This window comes from Pseudomonas sp. DE0157, assembly GCF_007678615.1.
In the GTDB taxonomy this organism is placed as follows: Bacteria; Pseudomonadota; Gammaproteobacteria; order Pseudomonadales; family Pseudomonadaceae; genus Aquipseudomonas; species Aquipseudomonas parafulva_B.
This window is the reverse complement of the sequence record NZ_VEJN01000024.1, coordinates 1-17,627: the sequence shown is the minus strand read 5'-3', so window position 1 is coordinate 17,627 and position 17,627 is coordinate 1. Positions and strand designations below refer to the sequence as shown.

Annotated in this window: 20 protein-coding genes; 8 read left to right on the top strand and 12 right to left on the bottom strand. The window is 59.8% G+C overall.

Annotation, left to right across the window (positions count from 1 at the left end; all coding sequences use genetic code 11):
* Nucleotides 1-14 precede the first annotated feature (14 nt).
* The 4 genes from FS777_RS21505 (at nucleotide 15) to FS777_RS20920 (ending at nucleotide 2,194) form a co-directional block, all read left to right on the top strand.
* Nucleotides 15-176, top strand: a complete 162-nt coding sequence (locus FS777_RS21505; protein WP_178091306.1) for a hypothetical protein — start codon at nucleotides 15-17, stop codon at nucleotides 174-176.
* Nucleotides 177-644: 468 nt separating this feature from the next.
* Nucleotides 645-1,049, top strand: coding sequence for a TraR/DksA C4-type zinc finger protein (locus FS777_RS20930; protein WP_023534004.1), 405 nt, complete (start codon nucleotides 645-647; stop codon nucleotides 1,047-1,049).
* Nucleotides 1,050-1,508: 459 nt separating this feature from the next.
* A complete protein-coding gene (locus FS777_RS20925; protein WP_058639760.1) occupies nucleotides 1,509-1,979 on the top strand; it encodes a hypothetical protein in 471 nt (156 codons plus the stop codon).
* A complete protein-coding gene (locus tag FS777_RS20920; protein WP_058639761.1) occupies nucleotides 1,976-2,194 on the top strand; it encodes a hypothetical protein in 219 nt (72 codons plus the stop codon). Before FS777_RS20925 ends, FS777_RS20920 begins: the two co-directional genes overlap by 4 nt.
* Before the next feature lie 6 nt (nucleotides 2,195-2,200).
* On the opposite strand, the gene FS777_RS20915 is transcribed toward FS777_RS20920, so the two are convergent.
* The 7 genes from FS777_RS20915 to FS777_RS20885 form a co-directional block, all read right to left on the bottom strand.
* Nucleotides 2,201-2,566: a Na+/H+ antiporter subunit G gene (locus tag FS777_RS20915; protein WP_058639762.1), complete on the bottom strand. Its 366-nt coding sequence runs from the start codon at nucleotides 2,564-2,566 to the stop codon at nucleotides 2,201-2,203.
* A complete protein-coding gene (locus tag FS777_RS20910; RefSeq protein WP_058605988.1) occupies nucleotides 2,563-2,841 on the bottom strand; it encodes a K+/H+ antiporter subunit F in 279 nt (92 codons plus the stop codon). Before FS777_RS20910 ends, FS777_RS20915 begins: the two co-directional genes overlap by 4 nt.
* Nucleotides 2,838-3,326 carry a Na+/H+ antiporter subunit E gene (locus tag FS777_RS20905; RefSeq protein WP_058605987.1) on the bottom strand — a complete coding sequence of 163 codons (489 nt, stop codon included), beginning with the start codon at nucleotides 3,324-3,326 and terminating at the stop codon, nucleotides 2,838-2,840. Before FS777_RS20905 ends, FS777_RS20910 begins: the two co-directional genes overlap by 4 nt.
* Entirely contained in the window at nucleotides 3,323-5,002 is a 1,680-nt protein-coding gene (locus tag FS777_RS20900; protein ID WP_078478808.1) for a monovalent cation/H+ antiporter subunit D, read from the bottom strand. The genes FS777_RS20905 and FS777_RS20900 overlap by 4 nt, the downstream gene beginning before the upstream one ends.
* Nucleotides 4,999-5,343 carry a Na+/H+ antiporter subunit C gene (locus tag FS777_RS20895; protein WP_023534014.1) on the bottom strand — a complete coding sequence of 115 codons (345 nt, stop codon included), beginning with the start codon at nucleotides 5,341-5,343 and terminating at the stop codon, nucleotides 4,999-5,001. The genes FS777_RS20900 and FS777_RS20895 overlap by 4 nt, the downstream gene beginning before the upstream one ends.
* Nucleotides 5,343-8,258 (bottom strand): monovalent cation/H+ antiporter subunit A, encoded by a 2,916-nt coding sequence (locus tag FS777_RS20890; RefSeq protein WP_145257523.1) that lies wholly within the window; start codon nucleotides 8,256-8,258, stop codon nucleotides 5,343-5,345. The genes FS777_RS20895 and FS777_RS20890 overlap by 1 nt, the downstream gene beginning before the upstream one ends.
* A gap of 143 nt (nucleotides 8,259-8,401) precedes the next feature.
* Nucleotides 8,402-9,349, bottom strand: a complete 948-nt coding sequence (locus FS777_RS20885; RefSeq protein ID WP_145257520.1) for a DMT family transporter — start codon at nucleotides 9,347-9,349, stop codon at nucleotides 8,402-8,404.
* An 83-nt stretch (nucleotides 9,350-9,432) separates the two neighbouring features.
* Here FS777_RS20885 and FS777_RS20880 point away from each other — a divergent pair, with 83 nt between their 5' ends.
* Nucleotides 9,433-9,996, top strand: coding sequence for a helix-turn-helix domain-containing protein (locus tag FS777_RS20880; protein ID WP_058605983.1), 564 nt, complete (start codon nucleotides 9,433-9,435; stop codon nucleotides 9,994-9,996).
* A gap of 8 nt (nucleotides 9,997-10,004) precedes the next feature.
* Here the strand turns inward: FS777_RS20880 and FS777_RS20875 are convergent, their stop codons facing one another.
* The gene (locus FS777_RS20875; protein WP_145257517.1) at nucleotides 10,005-10,568 is read right to left on the bottom strand and encodes a cysteine hydrolase family protein; all 564 of its coding nucleotides are present in this window, start codon (nucleotides 10,566-10,568) and stop codon (nucleotides 10,005-10,007) included.
* Between the two features lie 82 nt (nucleotides 10,569-10,650).
* On the opposite strand from FS777_RS20875, the gene FS777_RS20870 reads away from it, so the two are divergent.
* Together FS777_RS20870 and FS777_RS20865 are read left to right on the top strand one after the other, a co-directional pair.
* Nucleotides 10,651-11,685 (top strand): GlxA family transcriptional regulator, encoded by a 1,035-nt coding sequence (locus tag FS777_RS20870; RefSeq protein WP_078478805.1) that lies wholly within the window; start codon nucleotides 10,651-10,653, stop codon nucleotides 11,683-11,685.
* Nucleotides 11,686-11,737: 52 nt separating this feature from the next.
* A complete protein-coding gene (locus FS777_RS20865) occupies nucleotides 11,738-12,094 on the top strand; it encodes a hypothetical protein (RefSeq protein ID WP_058639769.1) in 357 nt (118 codons plus the stop codon).
* 3 nt (nucleotides 12,095-12,097) lie between these two features.
* Here the strand turns inward: FS777_RS20865 and FS777_RS20860 are convergent, their stop codons facing one another.
* Together FS777_RS20860 and FS777_RS20855 are read right to left on the bottom strand one after the other, a co-directional pair.
* Complete coding sequence (locus FS777_RS20860; RefSeq protein WP_058639772.1) at nucleotides 12,098-12,868, bottom strand: S9 family peptidase; 771 nt, start codon at nucleotides 12,866-12,868, stop codon at nucleotides 12,098-12,100.
* Nucleotides 12,852-13,970 (bottom strand): DUF3182 family protein, encoded by a 1,119-nt coding sequence (locus FS777_RS20855; protein WP_058639770.1) that lies wholly within the window; start codon nucleotides 13,968-13,970, stop codon nucleotides 12,852-12,854. Before FS777_RS20855 ends, FS777_RS20860 begins: the two co-directional genes overlap by 17 nt.
* A 194-nt stretch (nucleotides 13,971-14,164) precedes the next feature.
* Here FS777_RS20855 and FS777_RS20850 point away from each other — a divergent pair, with 194 nt between their 5' ends.
* Complete coding sequence (locus tag FS777_RS20850) at nucleotides 14,165-15,973, top strand: aminopeptidase P family protein (RefSeq protein WP_145257514.1); 1,809 nt, start codon at nucleotides 14,165-14,167, stop codon at nucleotides 15,971-15,973.
* A 32-nt stretch (nucleotides 15,974-16,005) separates the two neighbouring features.
* Here FS777_RS20850 and FS777_RS20845 read toward each other — a convergent pair whose 3' ends face one another.
* Both FS777_RS20845 and rhtA read right to left on the bottom strand, forming a co-directional pair.
* Nucleotides 16,006-16,287 (bottom strand): hypothetical protein, encoded by a 282-nt coding sequence (locus FS777_RS20845; protein WP_023534016.1) that lies wholly within the window; start codon nucleotides 16,285-16,287, stop codon nucleotides 16,006-16,008.
* A 164-nt stretch (nucleotides 16,288-16,451) separates the two neighbouring features.
* A complete protein-coding gene (gene rhtA, locus FS777_RS20840; RefSeq protein ID WP_058639771.1) occupies nucleotides 16,452-17,339 on the bottom strand; it encodes a threonine/homoserine exporter RhtA in 888 nt (295 codons plus the stop codon).
* Between the last annotated feature and the right edge of the window lie 288 nt (nucleotides 17,340-17,627).

Below are 17,627 nucleotides of genomic sequence, written 5' to 3'. Positions count from 1 at the left end.
CTTGACAGGCATCCATGCCTGTCACCTCCCTCCGCAAGACCTGCGTTCGGCCTTCTGAAGTCGCGAAGATCAAAAGCCAGATCAAAAGCCAAAGCAAGAGCAAGAGCAAGAGCAAGAGCAAGAGCAAGAGCAAGAGCAAGAGCAAGAGCAAGAGCAAGAGCAAGAGCAGGAATTAGCTATATATGTTGATCTGAAGTTTAAAGAAGTTTGCGATGCGCTCAGTAGCTGCTGCCTCGTACCTATTTATTACAGTGAATCTTTTAATGTGTATATGTTTAAAGCTCCCTCTGTAGGAGCGGGCTTGTCCCGCGATGGAGTGCGAAGCGCTCCCCTATAGCGTTATCGAGGTTCCAAGGCATCATAATTTTCAACGTTACTCCTGCATTGCAGTAAACATGCCGCCGAATCTACCCGCACTGCTCAAACTCGCGCTTATACCTTCAAATGCAAGCACCGGCCGGCGGATCGTAAGCAGCGAATGCCAACGCCACCCCATTTTGCTGTTGCTCAAGGCGACGCTGCGCCTTAGACTGCCGCCCCTTGTTAAAGAGTGCCGACCGGCGCTCGAAAAATTTCCGCTGCCGATGCCAAAGCATCGGCGGCAAACGAATCGCCCAAATGCACCTATTTTCATAGAGAAATCGATGACCAAGGAACAGTTGCTGGCCATGCCGGCCGATGACTACATGAACGCTGAACAGCTGAGCTTCTTCACTCAGCTGCTGCAAGCGATGAAAGTCGAGACCCATGAACGCATCGAGCTGAGCCGTGCCACCATCGAAGGCCTGGATACCCCCTCGGATCCTGCCGATGTGGCATCGGTCGAAGAAGAGCGTAGCTGGCTGGTGAATGCCATCGATCGCGATCAGCGCCTGCTCCCGCAACTGGAGATGGCGCTTGACCGTATTGCCGACGAGAGCTTCGGCTGGTGCGACGACAGCGGTGAACCAATTGGTCTTAAGCGCTTGCTGATCAGTCCAACCACCAAGTACTGCATCGAAGCACAAGAGCGCCACGAGCAGCTTGATCGCCATCAGCGTCAGGCCTGAGCCGGTCAGGTTGCCAAGCCCCATGGAGCGATTCGTGGGGCTTTTTGCATTTCGCAAATCAAGCCGCAACGACCCATGCAATTTGCCCGGAGCAGTTGCGCAATAACCGGCAAGCCTGTTAAAACAGGGCGTCTCTCATGGATTTCACTGTCTTCGGATATCCCCACCGACAACAGTGTGCGAGTCGCCATCAGGCGCCAAGACCACGCACCCATCCGGAATCGCATTTTCATGGACGTGCAATGTCAGACGTTACGCCGGTAGCGCTTGGGCATTGCCCAAGGGTATGCAAGCGACAGCAACGCCGGCCGTTAGAGTGAAAAATCCTGCACGCTGCATCGTCAGCGGGCACAGACATGTCGCCCAGCGTTTTATTAATCTCATTGCCTATCGATTTGAAATGGCCGTGCTTCGCGAGCTCCTGCGAGGGCGGGTTGTAAACGGTTGAGGATTACTTCATTGGCAGTCAGCACTCTTGATACACACGCGTTGTTCGCCCTTGGCGATTTGCGTGGGAAACTGGCCCAGTTGTTCCAGGGTCGATTCGTCTATGTCACCGAGCAAAACCCTGATGGCCTCTACATGGCCGAGATCGACACGCAAAATGCGCTTGTGGTTGATGACAAGCAGCGCCTTGAATTGAAAGTCGGCGACCATTTTCGTGCCGCCGTGCTGCCCAGCCGCGAAGGCGGCAAGCTGGAAATGCGTTTTCGCGACATCAAGCTCAATGTCTACGGCGTTGGCGACTACGCGTTCGTATCGGTTCAGGAAGGCGAGGGGATCGTATTGCGGGAAGGCCATAGCGTGATGCTGGTGTTTGCCGCCGAGCAGCAAATTCAGGAAGGGCTAGGCAAGCTGTTGAAGGCTGTAACCGGCAAGGTTGCGAAATGGCGCAAGGGTGAGCTGACGACGTTCAAGGCAAGCGAGTGACGCTGCCAGCGCAAGCGCCTGGATCACGGGAACACTATCACCGTGAGCACCAGGCGCGCGCCATGGCCGAGGCGCAGCGGCTGCTCGCAGCACGTGAAGCGGTGGGCGGGCGATGGTTGGGTTGGGTAGCCGCCGAGTTGTATACCCAGGGCCCGCCCCATTACGTGGCCATGGTCAGGCGAGCACTGCAGCGGCTGAGTAAGCAGCCAGGCTAAGCGCGGTCAGTTACCACGATCCAGGCCGCTGCTGACCTCCTCGGGTACCGGCTCTTTGGCCTGACGCTTGCGAAACAGCCCTGCGCGGGCCAGTAACAAGGTAGTCACTGGCACCGTGATCGATAGCAGCACGGGAATCAGCCATGCATGCAGCACCAGCGACTCCTTCAACCACGAAAAATAGATAATCGAGCCAAGCGCGACGCACCAGGCCCCTATGGTCGAGGCCAGCGCCGGGGGATGCATGCGTTGGAAATAGTCTTTCAGGCGCAGTAGGCCAATCGCACCGATCAGCGCAAAAAGGCTACCAGCTACCAGCAGTATGGCTGTGATCATTTCGAGCCAGAACGGTAGATTGAGTGTCTCGGTCATTCGATCACCTCTCCACGCAGCAGGAACTTGGCCAAGGCGAAGGAGCCCACGAAGCCAAACAACGCAATGAGCAACGCCCCTTCGAAATACGTGTCACTGGCATACCTGATGCCCAGCACCAGCATGGTCAGCATTGCTAGAATGTACAGGTAATCTAGAGCCAAAACCCTGTCTTGCGCCGAAGGCCCTCGGAATAGCCGAAGCAGGGTTAGGCACATAGCCAGCGCAAAGATGAACAAGCTGACAAGAACAGCGTTGGCGAGCAGTCCACTCATTGAAAAATCTCCATCAAGGGACGCTCATAGACGTCCTTGAAATGCTGGACGAACGCCGCTTCATCATCCAGATCGAATACGTGCAGCAGTAGCACGCTACGGTCCAGGGCCAGTTCCGACCAGATGGTTCCAGGGATCACCGTCGTGATCATGGACAGCGCTGCAAGCCCATGGGGTTCACGCAGGTCCAGGGGGATATGAACGAAGACTGAGCGTGGCGGCCGCGCCCCAGCACCCAGCACGCCGCGAGCGACCTGCAAGTTGGACAGGATGACGTCCACGCCAACCCGGCCTATCAGCTTGACGATGACCAGGGGGCGTCGGACATGGGCATGTTGCGGCCGCAAGGGTGCCATCAGCAGCGGAGCCAGTATCCCTAGTACGGCGGCGAGGATGAGGTTACCCGGACTCAGCGACAGGTTGAGCAACAGCCACAGGCCGAACAGGCATGCCGATAGCAGAGGAGCGGGAAATAGTCGGCTCATGGCTGCCCCTGAACGTCGAGCGAGGTAGGACCAGGTTTTGGCTGCGCTGCCATGACTGCATCGATGTAGGCATCAGGCGCCTGAAGGCTGGCAGCTGTGTCCAGGCTGTAGCGCAGCAGCGGCTCGGCCTTGAAGCTGAGCAGCATGCACAGGCCCAGCAGGATCACGATCGGAAGGCATTCAAAACGCCTGAGCACCGGAGAGGGTCGCTCTTCGGGTTTCCAGAAACGTTGGATGCCAACGCGTCCGAACGCGATCAGCGATGCCATTCCCGACAGTACAAGCAGGGCCACAAGGCCCCAGCCAGCGGCACCGAGGGTGTATTGGCTCGGAACGCCCAGGCCGTTGGGGTTGAACAAGGCACTGATGAGGTTGAGCTTGGCGACGAAGCCTGAAAGGGGTGGCATGCCGATGATCAACAAGGCGCAGGCGATGAAGCTCAAGCCCAGGAATGCCATGGTCCAAGGAATGACCTGACCGATGACGGCCTTCTGGTCATCATCGAGGTTGATCCCTTTTGGAGGGTGAAGTGATTCCAGTAAGGCCGGCATGGCGTCTTCTTCCTCGTCCAAAGGCAACTCATTGGCAGATCGCGAGCGCTCGATGAGTTCGGCCAACAGGAACAATGCGCACAAGGCCAGGGTAGAATTCACGAGGTAGAACAGCGCGGCTCCAGTCAACGCTAATTGCGCAAAGCCCACCGCCCCCAGCAAGGTGCCAGCCGATACCAGGATACTCAACGCCGCCATGCGTTCCAGGCGCTGCGCTGCCAAGATCGACACCGCTGCCATGGCCAGGGTCGCCAAGCCTCCGTAGACCAGCCAATCTCCCCCGAAGTGTGCCGATGCCCCTGCTTGCCCGGAGAAGAGCAGCGTCCACACCCGCAGCACCGCATACAGCCCCACCTTGGTCATGATTGCAAAGAGGGCAGCCACGGGCGCGCTGGCAGACGCATAGGCTGGTACCAGCCAGAAGTTCAGGGGCCAGATGCCCGCTTTGACCAGGAACGCCATGGCCAGAATCGCTGCGCCTGCATGCAGCAGGCCGCGGTCGGCCTCGGGTACCAGCGGAATCTTCAGGGCAAGGTCCGCAAGGCTCAGCGTACCGGTCACGCCATACAGCATTGCCGCGCCAATCAGGAACAACGAGGAGGCGAAAAGGTTGACGGCGATGTAGTGCAGGCCGGCTCGCACACGTGCGCGGCCGGATCCGTGCAGCAGAAGGCCGTATGAAGCTGCCAACAGTACTTCGAAGAACACGAACAGATTGAACAGGTCTGCCGTCAGGAATGCGCCGTACAGGCCCATCAGCTGAATCTGGAACAGCGCATGAAAACTTGCACCGGCGCCATCCCAGCGTGCCCGTGCGAACAGCAGGGCGCTTAGCCCGATGACGCCGGTCAGGGTCAGCATCAGCGCCGACAGGTGGTCCACCACCAGCACGATGCCAAACGGGGCTGGCCAGTTGCCCGGCAGGTAGACGCCGATCGATTCTGCCTGGCCCTGGGTACGGACCCAAAGCAGCAGGCTGATGGCAATGCCAAGACCGGCGAAGGTCGACAGCAGGTTCAGCCGTGCCTTGATCAATCGACGCTTTTCGCCCAGCAGCAACATGACTGCCGCTGTAATCAACGGCAGCAGGATAGGGGCAACGATCAGTTGGCTCATGCCGCTCATTCCTCACGCTCCCGGCCATCTACGTGGTCGGTACCGGTCAGGCCGCGCGATGCCAGCAGTACCACGAGAAACAGGGCGGTCATGGCGAAGCTGATGACGATTGCCGTGAGTACCAAGGCCTGTGGCAGCGGATCGGTGTAGTGCAACAGGTCCTGGGTAACGCCTTCCTTGATGATGGGCTCCTTGCCGATGAACAGGCTGCCCATGCTGAAAATGAAGAGGTTGACCCCATAGGAAAGCAGGCACAAGCCCATGATCACCTGGTATGTGCGAGGGCGCAGCACCAACCAGACTCCGGAGGCAGCAAGCACGCCAATGGCCACTGCGATCACTTCTTCCATCAGGCGGCTCCTGCTTTACGGGTCTTGCCTGGAATGGCCGGGCGATAGGCACGTACCGACTGGTGGGCCAGGGCCGTGAGTATCAAAAGGGTCGATCCGACGACCACGGTGAACACACCGACGTCGAAGAACAATGCGCTTGCCAGATGGATGTCTCCGAGCAGAGGAAGATGCAGGTGCGCCGTATGGGTGGTCAGGAACGGGTAACCGAGCACGATGGCGCCGCCACCGGTCAAGGTTGCACAGAGCAGACCGGTGCCCATCCAGCGCAAGGGCCGCAGGCGCATCTGCGCTTCGACCCACTGGGTGCCTGCGACCATGTATTGGAGAATGAACGCCACCGAAGTCACCAACCCGGCGACGAAGCCGCCGCCCGGCTGATTATGACCACGCATGAACAGGTACATCGATACCAGCAGCGCGATAGGCAGCAACAGGCGCACCAGCACGGCGGGCACCATCATGAAGCCCAGAGCGGTATCTGCAGCATGGCGCGGGTTGATCAGGTCGGTGACGACATCAGGTGCCAGTTGGCGCTGCTGGGTCGGCAATTGCATGCTTTCCTTGGGTGGGCGGAAGCGACGCAGAAGCGCGAAAACGGTCAACCCCACCGCGACCAGCACGGTGATTTCGCCCAGGGTATCGAAGCCGCGGAAATCCACCAGCATCACGTTGACCACATTGGTGCCACCACCTTGGGGCAGCGCACGGCTCAGGTAGAACGAAGAGATGTCATTAGGCGTAGGGCGGGTCAGCATGGCGTAGGACAGCACGGCCATGCCGGCACCCACCAGCACCGCCAGTAGCAGGTCGCGCAGGCGACGCACGCGGGCGCGGTCGAACCTGCCAGGCAGAGGGGATACACCCTCGATACGACGTGGAAGCCAACGCAGGCCAAGAAGGATCAGGACAGTGGTCACCACTTCGACGACCAACTGGGTCAGGGCAAGATCAGGTGCGGAAAACCACACAAACGTGATACAGGTCATCAAGCCGCACACACTGACCATGGTCAGGGCCGCCAGGCGGTGGTACTTGGCTTGGTAGGCCGCGCCGATCGCGCAGGCAATGGCGATCATCCAGAGTGCGACGAACACCCCTGAACCTGGGATCTTCGGCCGCTCGCCCCAAGTCAGGCCACTGTGGAGCATGGGTGTCAGGCCCGCGAGGAAGGCGGCCACCACCAGCATGAACAACTGCGCCTGCAGGCGCCGGCTGGTAAGCAGGTGCTCGATACGTCGCGCCATCAGCATCAACTGCACCTGGCCATACTCAAAGAGACGCTTGCCATCGAATCGGCCCATCACGGGAGGGCAGGGGAAGCGGCCACGTCGCAGTTGCTTGCGCAACAGCAGGTACAGGACCACGCCACCACTCATGGCCACCAGGCTCATGATCAAGGGCGCATTCCAGCCGTGCCAGATGGCCAGGCTGTACTCGGGTAGCGTACCCCCTACCACCGGCAGTGCCGCAGCGGCTAGCAAGGGGCCTACGGACTGGGCGGGGAAAATGCCGACCACCAGGCATGTCAGCACCAGCAGCTCGACCGGCGCGCGCATCCAGCGCGGGGGTTCGTGGGGTGTATGCGGCAGGTCCTGGGCAGTGGGGCCGAAAAACACATCGACCGTGAAGCGCAGCGCATAGGCCACGCTGAATGTGCCGGCCAGGGTGGCGATCACCGGAAGCATGGCCTCGACCCAGGCGCTGGAGGTGATGAACACGGTTTCGGCGAAGAACATTTCCTTGGACAGGAAGCCGTTCATTAGCGGCACCCCCGCCATGGAGGCGCTGGCGACCATGGCTAGGGTGGCCGTGTAGGGAACCAGTCGGACCAAGCCGCTCAGGCGCCGGATGTCACGCGTACCACTTTCGTGGTCGATAATGCCGGCGGCCATGAACAGCGATGCCTTGAAGGTCGCGTGATTGAGAATGTGAAAGACCGCCGCCACGGCGGCCAACGAGCTGTTCAGCCCCAACAACAGCGTGATGAGGCCCAGGTGGCTGATGGTCGAATAGGCCAGAAGGCCCTTGAGGTCATTCTGGAACATCGCTGCGAAGGCACCGAGCAGTAGCGTCAGCGCGCCAGCACCACCGACTATCCAGAACCATTCGTCGGTGCCCGACAGCACTGGCCATAGGCGCGCCAGCAAAAATACGCCGGCCTTGACCATGGTTGCCGAGTGCAGGTACGCCGACACCGGCGTGGGCGCCGCCATGGCATGGGGCAGCCAGAAGTGGAAGGGAAATTGCGCGCTCTTGCTCAGGGCGCCGATCAGGATAAGCGGCAACAGCACTGGGTAAAGTGCGTGCTGGCGTATGGTGTCACCTGCAGCCAGGACCTTGTCCAGGTCGTAGCTGCCCACCACATGGCCGAGCAGCAGCGCCCCTACCAGCAGGCACAAGCCACCGGCACCAGTGACCATCAGCGCCATGTAGGCGCCACGGCGCGCGTCGGCCCGGTGATGCCAGTAGCCAATCAAGAGGAAGGAGAAGAGGCTGGTGAGCTCCCAGAAAAACACCAGTTGCAGAACGTTGCCCGACAACACCAGCCCGAGCATGGCGCCCATGAATGCAAGGAAGAAGGCAAAGAATCGCGGCACTGGGTCTTGTGGCGACATGTAGTAGCGCGCGTACAGAGACACCAACGTACCGATGCCCAGCACCAGCAGTGAGAACAGCCAGGCAAAGCCGTCCATGCGCAGTACGAAGTTGAGCCCAAGGCTAGGTAGCCACAGGAATTCTTCACGAATGACCCCACCGTGGGCCACCTGTGGATAGAGAAGTGCTACCTGGACGGTGCCGACCAAGGCCACGAGCCCGGCGAGTATGGACTCGGCGTTACGTGCGTTGTGCGGCAGCGCGGCTGCCAGCAAACTGCCCACGAACGGCAGAAGCAATAGCACTATCAAAGACATAGAGTTCTATTCTGAGAGGTTTTCCAAGGATCATACGTGCCGAACGGGTCATCGACCAACACACAACCTGTCGCAGAATCCTACAAAAGGGCTGTGACAGGATGTTTTTTTATAACAGTTTTTTACAGAGGATAGTCGGAGCTTTAGAGACCGGTCTTGAGTTGACGTTCATTCTGTGCAAGTTCAGTACCAACAGATTCTGGCCTGCGGCGCACGCGCAACTCGCTGATGACCACGGCGATGACGATCAGCAGGCCGCCCAACAATGCCAACCCTGGCAGGCGCTCTCCCGCTAGCCGTCCGACGAGGCCGGCCCACACTGGCTCACCGGCATAGATCAACGTGGCCCGGGTGGGTGATACCGATTTTTGTGCCCAGTTCATCGCCACCTGGATGATCGCGCTCATCAGACCCAAGCCAATCGCACTGCTCAGCAAAAGCCAAGAGAAATCGGGTACCGATTCCTGGGTAGGCAGCATCACCATGAATGCCAGTGCCGAGGCCGTTGCCAGTTGCACCACAGTAACGCGGCGAACGTCGACGCGCCCGGCAAAGCGGCTGATCAGAATGATTTCGCCGGCGATGGCGACGGCGCTCACCAATGTCACTACCTCGCCTTCGCTCATGTGCAGGCTACCGGCCTGCGGCCCGGCGAGCAGGACCAACCCAACGAATGCCAGGCCGATCCCAAGGCTGGGCATCAGGCCCGGGCGCCGACCCAGCACCAGCCACTGCAGTAAGGGTACGAAGGGCACGTAGAGCGCCGTGATGAACGCCGACTGGCTGCTGCTGATCGTCTGCAGGCCCATGGTCTGCAGGCCGTAGCCCAACATGATCAATACGCCAATCGACAGGCCTGCCTTGAATTCGACAAGGGTTAACCCTGGCAAGGCGCGGGCCGAGACCATGCCGACGAACAGGGCAGCCGCGGCGAAGCGCAAGCCCACGAAAAACATGGGGCCACTGACGGCCATCACGTTGTGCACCAGCAGGAATGTACCGCCCCATAACATGGTGATGAACACCAGTACCCACTCGGCTTTGCTAAGACGGAACGAAAAGGTGGGACGTTGCGGGCGTGACTTATTCATGCGGTTGCAGGCTCGTAGGACAGGGCGCACAATCGGCGCAAAGTGGGCAGTATACTGCGCAATAACTAGGGGTGAGCAATATAGTGCACAACGACGCCTCGCATCGTGCTTCGGTGCTGCAACACGTGAGCTTGAATGTTCGCAGTCTGCGCAACGCTGCTGGCATCAGCCAGGCAACCTTGGCCGAGCGTTCAGGTGTCAGCCGTCGCATGCTGGTGGCGATTGAGGCTGGCGAGAAAAATGTCAGCCTCACCACGCTCGACCTCATCGCCGAGGCACTCGGGGTGGCGTTCAGCACATTGATCCAGGCGCCTGACCAGCGTAACCCTGGTCGTATCGAAGAGCTGGCCTGGGCGGGTGAGCATCCGCAAAGCCGGGCCATCCTGCTGGCAAGCAGCATGGCCCGTCGCGAAGTTGAGCTGTGGGAATGGACGCTGGCGGTCGGCGAACACTATCGCAGCGAGGCAGATGCCGAAGGCTGGAGCGAGCAGATCTACGTGGTCGAAGGTGTACTAACGCTGATTATCGAGGGTGTCGAGCACCGACTCGAGCAGGGACGCTTTCACGTATTCGCCAGCAATTGCCGTTACGCCTATCGCAACGATGGCGCGGTCGCAGTGAAGTTTGTACGCAATGTAGTGATCTAAAGTGGCGATCAGGCGTGGCCAGCAGCCTCTTGGAGCAATGCATCGGTGCTGCGCACCGAGGCATAGGCGAACGCCAGTGCAGCCATCGATGCCTCATGCACCTGTGCAGCAGGTACCCTGTTGCCGTTGAACTCCAGGGCCAGCGTGGCGCAGGCATCATGGGCGACCGTGACTTCGTACCCGAGGTCAGCTGCTGCGCGCACCGCTGCATCGATGCACATGTGGCTCATGCTGCCCACGACAGTCAGCGACCTGATGCCCTGGCGCTCGAGCGTCGGCGCAAGATCGGTCGAGAGAAAAGCGTTGACCTTGTGTTTGAGAATCACAGTCTCTCCAGGCATCGGCTGAACACTTGGGTGAATGGCTGCGCCCGAAGAGCCTGGAGCAAAAAAGGGGGCGTCGGCGCTGTCGAACTCGTGGCGTACATGCACGATGAGGTCGTTCGCGTCGCGGGCAGCCTGGAGCAGGCGGGCCGCATTTTCAGCGGCGCGCTCGACACCTTCTAGAGGCCATTTGCCGCCTACGAAATAGTCATTCTGGATGTCGATGATGATCAGTGCGTGAGTGTTCATGTTGCCTCCGGGGGTAGTGGTTTTGACTGTTGCTTAGTTATAGGCTGTCGCGTGATAGGGGTGAATCGGCGCGAAAGACACTATGCGGGGCAAAACTGACATGGCTCGTTTTATCGAGATTGGCCTGCTTCGCTATCCCGATGCGCAGGAGGCAGCGATCCACGGCCTGCACGACCTGTTCGACGTGGCTAACCGTATGGCTGACGGGTTGGGTGCGGCCCAAGCGCCTCGTGTGCGTATCAGCGTATGGGGTGTGGGTGCAGAGGAAGAACTGCTGCCTGAGGCTCCTTCAGGGGATGACAGTGATGCGAGACTGCGTGTTCTGATCATCCCGCCAAGTTTGCACGCCGTTCCCCACGATGCCTGCCTGGCTCGCCATCGCTCGGCTTTGTGCCGATTGCACCAGGAAGGCACCGTTCTGGCCTCGGTGTGCATCGGGGTTTTCTTCATAGCCGACTGCGGTCTGCTGGATGGACGCACCGCATGCGCCCATCGCAATCATGTGCAGCTACTGAAGGCGCGTTACCCGCACCTCAGGGCTGAGGCTCAACAGGTGTTGCTCGACGACGGCGATATCGTCAGCTCCGCTGGCCTGATGGCCTGGACCAGTCTGGGCCTGAGTTTGGTGCAGCGATTTATGGGCAATACCGTTGCCGCTGAAACCGCGAACTTTCTGGCGGTAGATCCGATACCTGCCGCTTTGCCCGGCACTTGCCTCAACCCGTTGCTTGATCATGGCGATGAAGCGGTCCTGAAGGTACAGCACTGGTTGCAGGCTACGGGCGCGCGGACGGCGGGCCTCGCAGCGATGGCAGCGTGCGCCAGCCTGGAGCCGCGCACGTTTTTGAGGCGATTTCGCTTGGCTACAGGCTTGCGCCCCACCGAGTACTGTCAGCAGATCAGAGTATGCCGGGCAGCACGTTTGCTTGAGTTCACACGCAGGACAGTCGACCAGATCGCTTGGGATGTCGGTTATCGCGACCCCGGTGCGTTTCGCAAGGTATTTCAGCGCGCCACAGGCATCACCCCCAGTGCATTTCGACGGCAGGGCGTGACTTCAATGCCTGAGGATCGGGGTGCATGGCGTAGCGACCCTCTTGACCTCGAGATTGGTTGAGGTTTTAACCTTCCGGGCATTGCGATGTGTATCCCCTGTCAGGAGGTTGTCGATGTCAGGAAGTGTCTCAGCCATTTGGTACAACCAGATGATCGAATATCGGGTCGCCGTCGTCTTTCAGCAAGCATTGGCCCAGGCATTGATGCAGCGCAGTGAGTCACTGGCAGCGCGCTTTGAAGACCTCCGGGCGGTCAGCGTTCAGGTGAGCGAAGATGGCAATTGTCTGCTTCAGTCGCTGCAGTGGACCAACCGGGAGGCCTGTGAGGCGGCTATCGAGCAAGTGCTGGACGGTTCGTTTCTGGGTCTCCTCCAGCAGTATCACGCCAGCGCCGTGAACTTTGCTGCTTTCACGGCCCTGCGGTGTCTGGCTCGCCATCCAGACGGAGCGTTGTACTGTCAGGTGGAGTGAGCTTCACGCGTACCAGGGTGCGTAGTGGGGATAGCGGTCCAGGCGAGCACCAATGACCATTTCGCTGATCCATGCCGCCAGCAGCGCACTGTAGGCCTTCTGGCTCTCTTCGGTGGACAGGCCGTGGTCGGCGCCGTCGACAATCCGGTGGGTGAGCGAGTGGGCACTGCCGAAGGCTGATCGGTAATTCATCAGCGTGCTGTGGGGTACGTAGTCATCATGCTCGGATTCGACCAGCAGAACATCGCCGGTAAACTCGGCGCAGGCGGCCAGAGCACGGTTGTCAGACGGCGCCAAGGGGCGACGGCGATAGTCATTGAGCCGTTGTCGGTCCAGGGACTGCTTGGGCGTATTCCACTCTTCGTCCCAGTACATGGCCGGTACCCGCAGGGCCAGCCAGCGGACCGGGCGCATCGAGGTCAACAAGGTAGCCAGGTAGCCGCCGTAGCTGCTGCCGATCACGGCGATGGCGTTGGGGTCCACAGTGGGGTGGCTAATGAGCTGATCGTAGGCTGTTAGCAGATCCTGCAGATTCTGCTCTCGCGTTACCGTCAGTCGCTGACTTTGGGTTTTCTCGTGGCCGCGCAGATCGAAGGTCATGCAGACGCAGCCAAGTCCTGTGATGTGTCGCGCTCTGGCAAGGTCACGCTGCTGGCTGCCGCCCCAGCCGTGGACGAACAGGATGCCGGGGATTTTGCTGCCCGGGCTGACCAGCGTCGCGCAGATGGTATCCCCGTTCACCGGCAGCTCTATCGTCTCACTCTGAATGGCCAACGTGTCGCAGCCGCGCGTATTTGGTGAGTTGTCCGAGTTCACTGTCGTTTCCTTGGTAGAAAAGTGTGGCATCCGCCGGTAGCGCGGGCGTGCCGAAGACTTCGTGGGTGCTAGCCCGCACTCGATCGACCCTGGCGTTGGCAGCGAATGCCTGAAGGGCGAGCAATTCGGCGCTGCTGGCACCGCCCATCCGCCAGGATTGTTCCAGCACGCCACTGCAAATGCCGCCTTTGGTGTCGGTGCCGCGGGCGATGTCGTAATTGCGGCGTGAGGCGATGAAGCCTGGTAAATGTCGATCGGCCGCTTGGTCATAAGTCATTGCCTGCTCGATCGCCAGGCGAACGCTCTTTTCCAGGGGGCCGGCCAGCAGAGACGCAAAGCCTCCTCGTACGAAGGTCAGGTCAGAGCCGCCGTACACCTCGATACCTTGGTGATCCTGGGTGAGTTGCTGTGTGCCGTAATAGCTGCAGACCAAGCCTGCAACCCGTACCTGGCCGACGCTGAACGTCTCGACGTTGCTCAGGTTCTGTTCCATCACCAGGCCCCAAATCAAGAGTTCTGCGTCATCCACCGCGCAGAGTAGGGGTTCAAGTTCTTCGAGCGTGGAGAACACGGCCTGCCCTCGACCCGCGCATGCGCGTACGGGTTTCAGTCGTACAGGCCCTGTGATCAACAACAGTTGTGCGGCGTGCCGGGCGGTGGCCTTGTCGAATACGGTGTAGCCCTTGAGCAGCGCGTCCCAGGCCTGCCGGGCAAATGCCTCAGGCCAATCAGGCTTCGGTGGAGCACCTGGCGGCAGAGGGTGTGAAATGGCCTTGGTGGACATGAACGGATGAGCGACGGCACCGCCGAAAAAATCGGCTTCGCTTTTTATACCCAGTGCTGTCAGATCTGCGGTGTCGACCAAAGGCTGGGTGAGCATGTAGTAGTACGAAGCGTCCGCCCGTGTCGGTCCGTGCAGGTCTATCACAGGGCAGTCCAGCAACTGTGCGAAGCCTTCCGATAGCTTACGGTGCACGGCGTGCTCGTGGTCGGGCGTGTGAGGCCGAGTGTCGAGTACCACGACGCCCTGTTTGCGATGACAGGCACTGGGCATGACGATCCCTCTTGCAAGACGAGCTGTACTGCCTCTGAATCCGGGACGTTGGTGAAGTTCAGCATGGCAGGATCAATGGTATGGTCCGGCGTAGGCCCTTTCTCAGAAGCGTGCAGCACGGAGATTGCTGATTGCAGGCCGCGGGCAGCTATTCCATCATCAAGCGCTCAGGCATACCGGATGTCGCCACTGATAAGGGCATGATCGTGCACACCACTCTCCAACAGACCACGGCCCAGCGTCTTGCCGCGACGCGTAAGGCCATGGCCGCAGAAGGGCTTGACGCCTTGCTGGTTCCATCGGCAGACCCTCATCTTTCCGAATATCTGCCAGGCTACTGGCAAGGCCGCCAGTGGCTGTCGGGCTTCACTGGCTCGGTCGGCACCCTGGTCATAAGCCAGCAGTTTGCCGGGCTGTGGGTCGATAGCCGCTACTGGGAGCAGGCTGAGCGAGAGCTGGCAGGTAGCGGCATCGAATTGATGAAATTGTCACCCGGGCAGCCGAGCGCGCTGGACTGGTTGGCTGAACATGTGCAACCGCAGGGGTGCGCCAGCGTAGATGGTCGTGCGATGGCTTTGGCTTCGGCTCGCCAGTTGCGAGAGCGCCTTGGCCAGCGAGGCGCAAGGTTGGTGACTGATCAGGATGTGCTGGGTCGCGTTTGGAGCGACCGGCCGACGCTACCGTCCAACCCGGTGTATTCACATCTTGCGCCCTACGCAGTAGTGGGTCGTGCGCAGAAGCTGGCGCTGGTGCGGCAGGCGATGCAAGCCAAAGGTGCGGACAGTCATTTCATCGCCACCCTTGATGACATTGCCTGGTTGTTCAACTTGCGCGGTAGCGATGTGTCTTACAATCCGGTATTCCTGGCGTTTGCCATGATCGATGCGCGGCGCGTGCAGCTTTTCATTGCCTCGGGAAAAGTCGATGAGCCTCTATGTCAGGCGCTGCGCGAGGATGGCATCGAAGTGCGAGCCTACACCGAGGCTACCGGCGCCCTTGGTCAGTTGCCACCTGGTAGTCGCTTGTTGGTGGATCCAGCGCGGGTGACGTGCGGGTTGCTCGAGCCGCTAGGCGAAGGGGTAGTGCTCGTGGAAGGCTCGAATCCCAGTACCCTGAGCAAGGCGTGCAAGGCTGAGGGCGAACTTGAGCATGTTCGTAGGGCGATGGAGCAGGACGGCGCGGCCTTGTGCGAATTTTTCGCCTGGTTTGAAGAAGCGCTCGCGACCCAGGTGGTGACCGAACTGACCGTCGATGAGCAACTCACCGCGGCGCGCGTCAGGCGACCGGGCTTCGTCTCGTTGAGCTTCTCGACCATTGCTGCGTTCAATGCCAATGGTGCGATGCCCCACTATCGGGCCACTGATCAGTCACACGCAGTGATCAAGGGCGACGGCCTGCTACTCATTGACTCTGGCGGCCAATACCTGGGTGGGACCACGGATATCACGCGTATGGTCCCCATCGGGCAACCGAGCGACCTGCAGAAGCTCGATTGCACCCGTGTGCTAAAAGGCATGATAGCGCTGTCGCGGGCGACCTTCCCGCGGGGCGTGCTGTCGCCCATGCTTGACGCCATAGCCCGTGCGCCCCTCTGGGCCGACCAGGTCGATTACGGCCACGGCACCGGCCATGGAGTGGGCTATTTCCTGAATGTTCATGAAGGGCCTCAGGTGATTGCCTATCAGGCAGCGGCCGCGCCGCAGACCGCCATGCAAGAAGGCATGATCAGTTCAATCGAGCCTGGCACCTACCGACCTGGGCAATGGGGGGTGCGGATTGAAAACCTGGTCGCCGCGCGAAGCGCCGGCCGCAGTGCATTCGGTGAATTTCTCGATTTCGAGACCCTGACGCTGTGCCCCATCGATACGCGTTGCTTGCTGCCGCAGCGGCTGACTGAGCAGGAGGTTTGCTGGCTCAATAGTTACCATGCCATGGTGCGCGAGCGATTGGCCCCACTGCTGGAAGGAAAGGCGCTGGCGTGGTTGTTATCACGTACTGAGGCGATCTAAGGCATATGGGGGCAGCCATCAGGCTGCCCCGGTCACTTGCAAATGACGATCATGCTGCGGCTGGTGTAGCCGGCAGGGTTGATGCCAAATAGATAATCGCCGTCCTCTTCGTCGCTGTCGCCTGAACGGGCGACGACGCGGTATCCGCGAGTGGTGCAGGCGCTAGCGGCCTTGCTGTAGCAGTTGTCCCACGAAGAAGACAGGCCGGAGCAGTTGATATGCAGGCCTTTCTTGCCCCGTTTGACCTCGGTTTTCGCCGTGGCGGCACATCCAGCAATAGCCAAGATGGCCAGGATGAGCAAAATACGTTTCATTCCTGTCCTTAAATGCAGGACGGATCAGCTACCTGGGTCCGTCATTTTCGCTCGGGTTCATCCTGAAGAGTACAGCGTCCCTGTTCGACTGCGCTGGGACAGCTTAATCAGCGAGCGGTGACGCCACAACACCCATGCAGCTTTCAACGAAAAGTTTTCCCGTGTCAATCCGCGACCATCGTCGGTTCTGGGCTATGGCGCATGGACAACGTCGTGCCCACGGAAGCCGCGATAATGGCGCCTACGGCCAGCCATTGGGTAAATGACAGGACCTCGCCCAGGAACAACAGCCCGGACAAGGCACCGAAGGCAGGCTCGATGCTCATGAGGGTGCCGAAGGTACGAGCGGGCATGCGCGTGAGCGCAACCATTTCCAGGCTATAGGGGAGGGCGGTAGACAATACCGCTACAGCGATCGCCATGGGGATGACCGCGGGCGTCAGCAGCAGGCTACCGGCATGCACGATGCCGATCGGTGCGATGAACAGTGCAGCGACCACCACTCCCAGCGCTGCGCTCTGCACGCCATGTTCGGCACCGGCGCGTTGGCCGAAGACTATATAAAGTGCCCAGCACGCCCCCGCGCCGATTGCGTAGCAGGCGCCCAGTGGATCCAGCGCCTGTCCGTCATGGCCTGCGGGCAGCAACATCAGCAGGCCGAAAATGGCCAGCGCGATCCAGATGAAGTCGATGGCGCGACGTGAGGCGAATATGGCAACTGCCAGTGGGCCGGTGAATTCGAGTGCCACCGCAATGCCAATGGGCACCGTCTGCAGGGACATATAGAAGAGGAAATTCATTCCGCCGAGCGCCAAGCCATAGATAAGGACGTTACGCAGGGTGCGAGTAGTGAAGCGTGCTCGCCATGGCCGTAGCAGCGCAACCATTATCAAACTGGCGAAAATCAGTCGCAGTGAGGTCGTGCCTTGTGCGCCAATGAGTGGGAACATGCTTTTGGCGATCGAAGCACCGGTCTGAATCGATGCCATGGCGATGAGCAGCAGGCCGATTGGGAACAGCACGCTAGCCAGGTTGCGAGGCGGTTTGGACATGGGGACGGATTACCTAGGAGTGGCGTTGCGCACTATAGTGCGCAACGGTGTAGCAGACAGCAATAGAGTGTTAAGCGTTCCACTCAAATGACGTTCGGATAAGATTAATGCTTGACGCTACGAAATTAGTGTCTATAATTCGCCGCACTCCAGCGCAGTCGGGCATCAAGTAGACGCACTGGAGTACTGCAAGCCTTTGAAGCTGAACGATTTTCTCGAAATAAACTTCAAAATAAACGCTTGACAGGCAATGAGGAAAGCGTAGAATGCGCGCCTCGGTTGAGACGA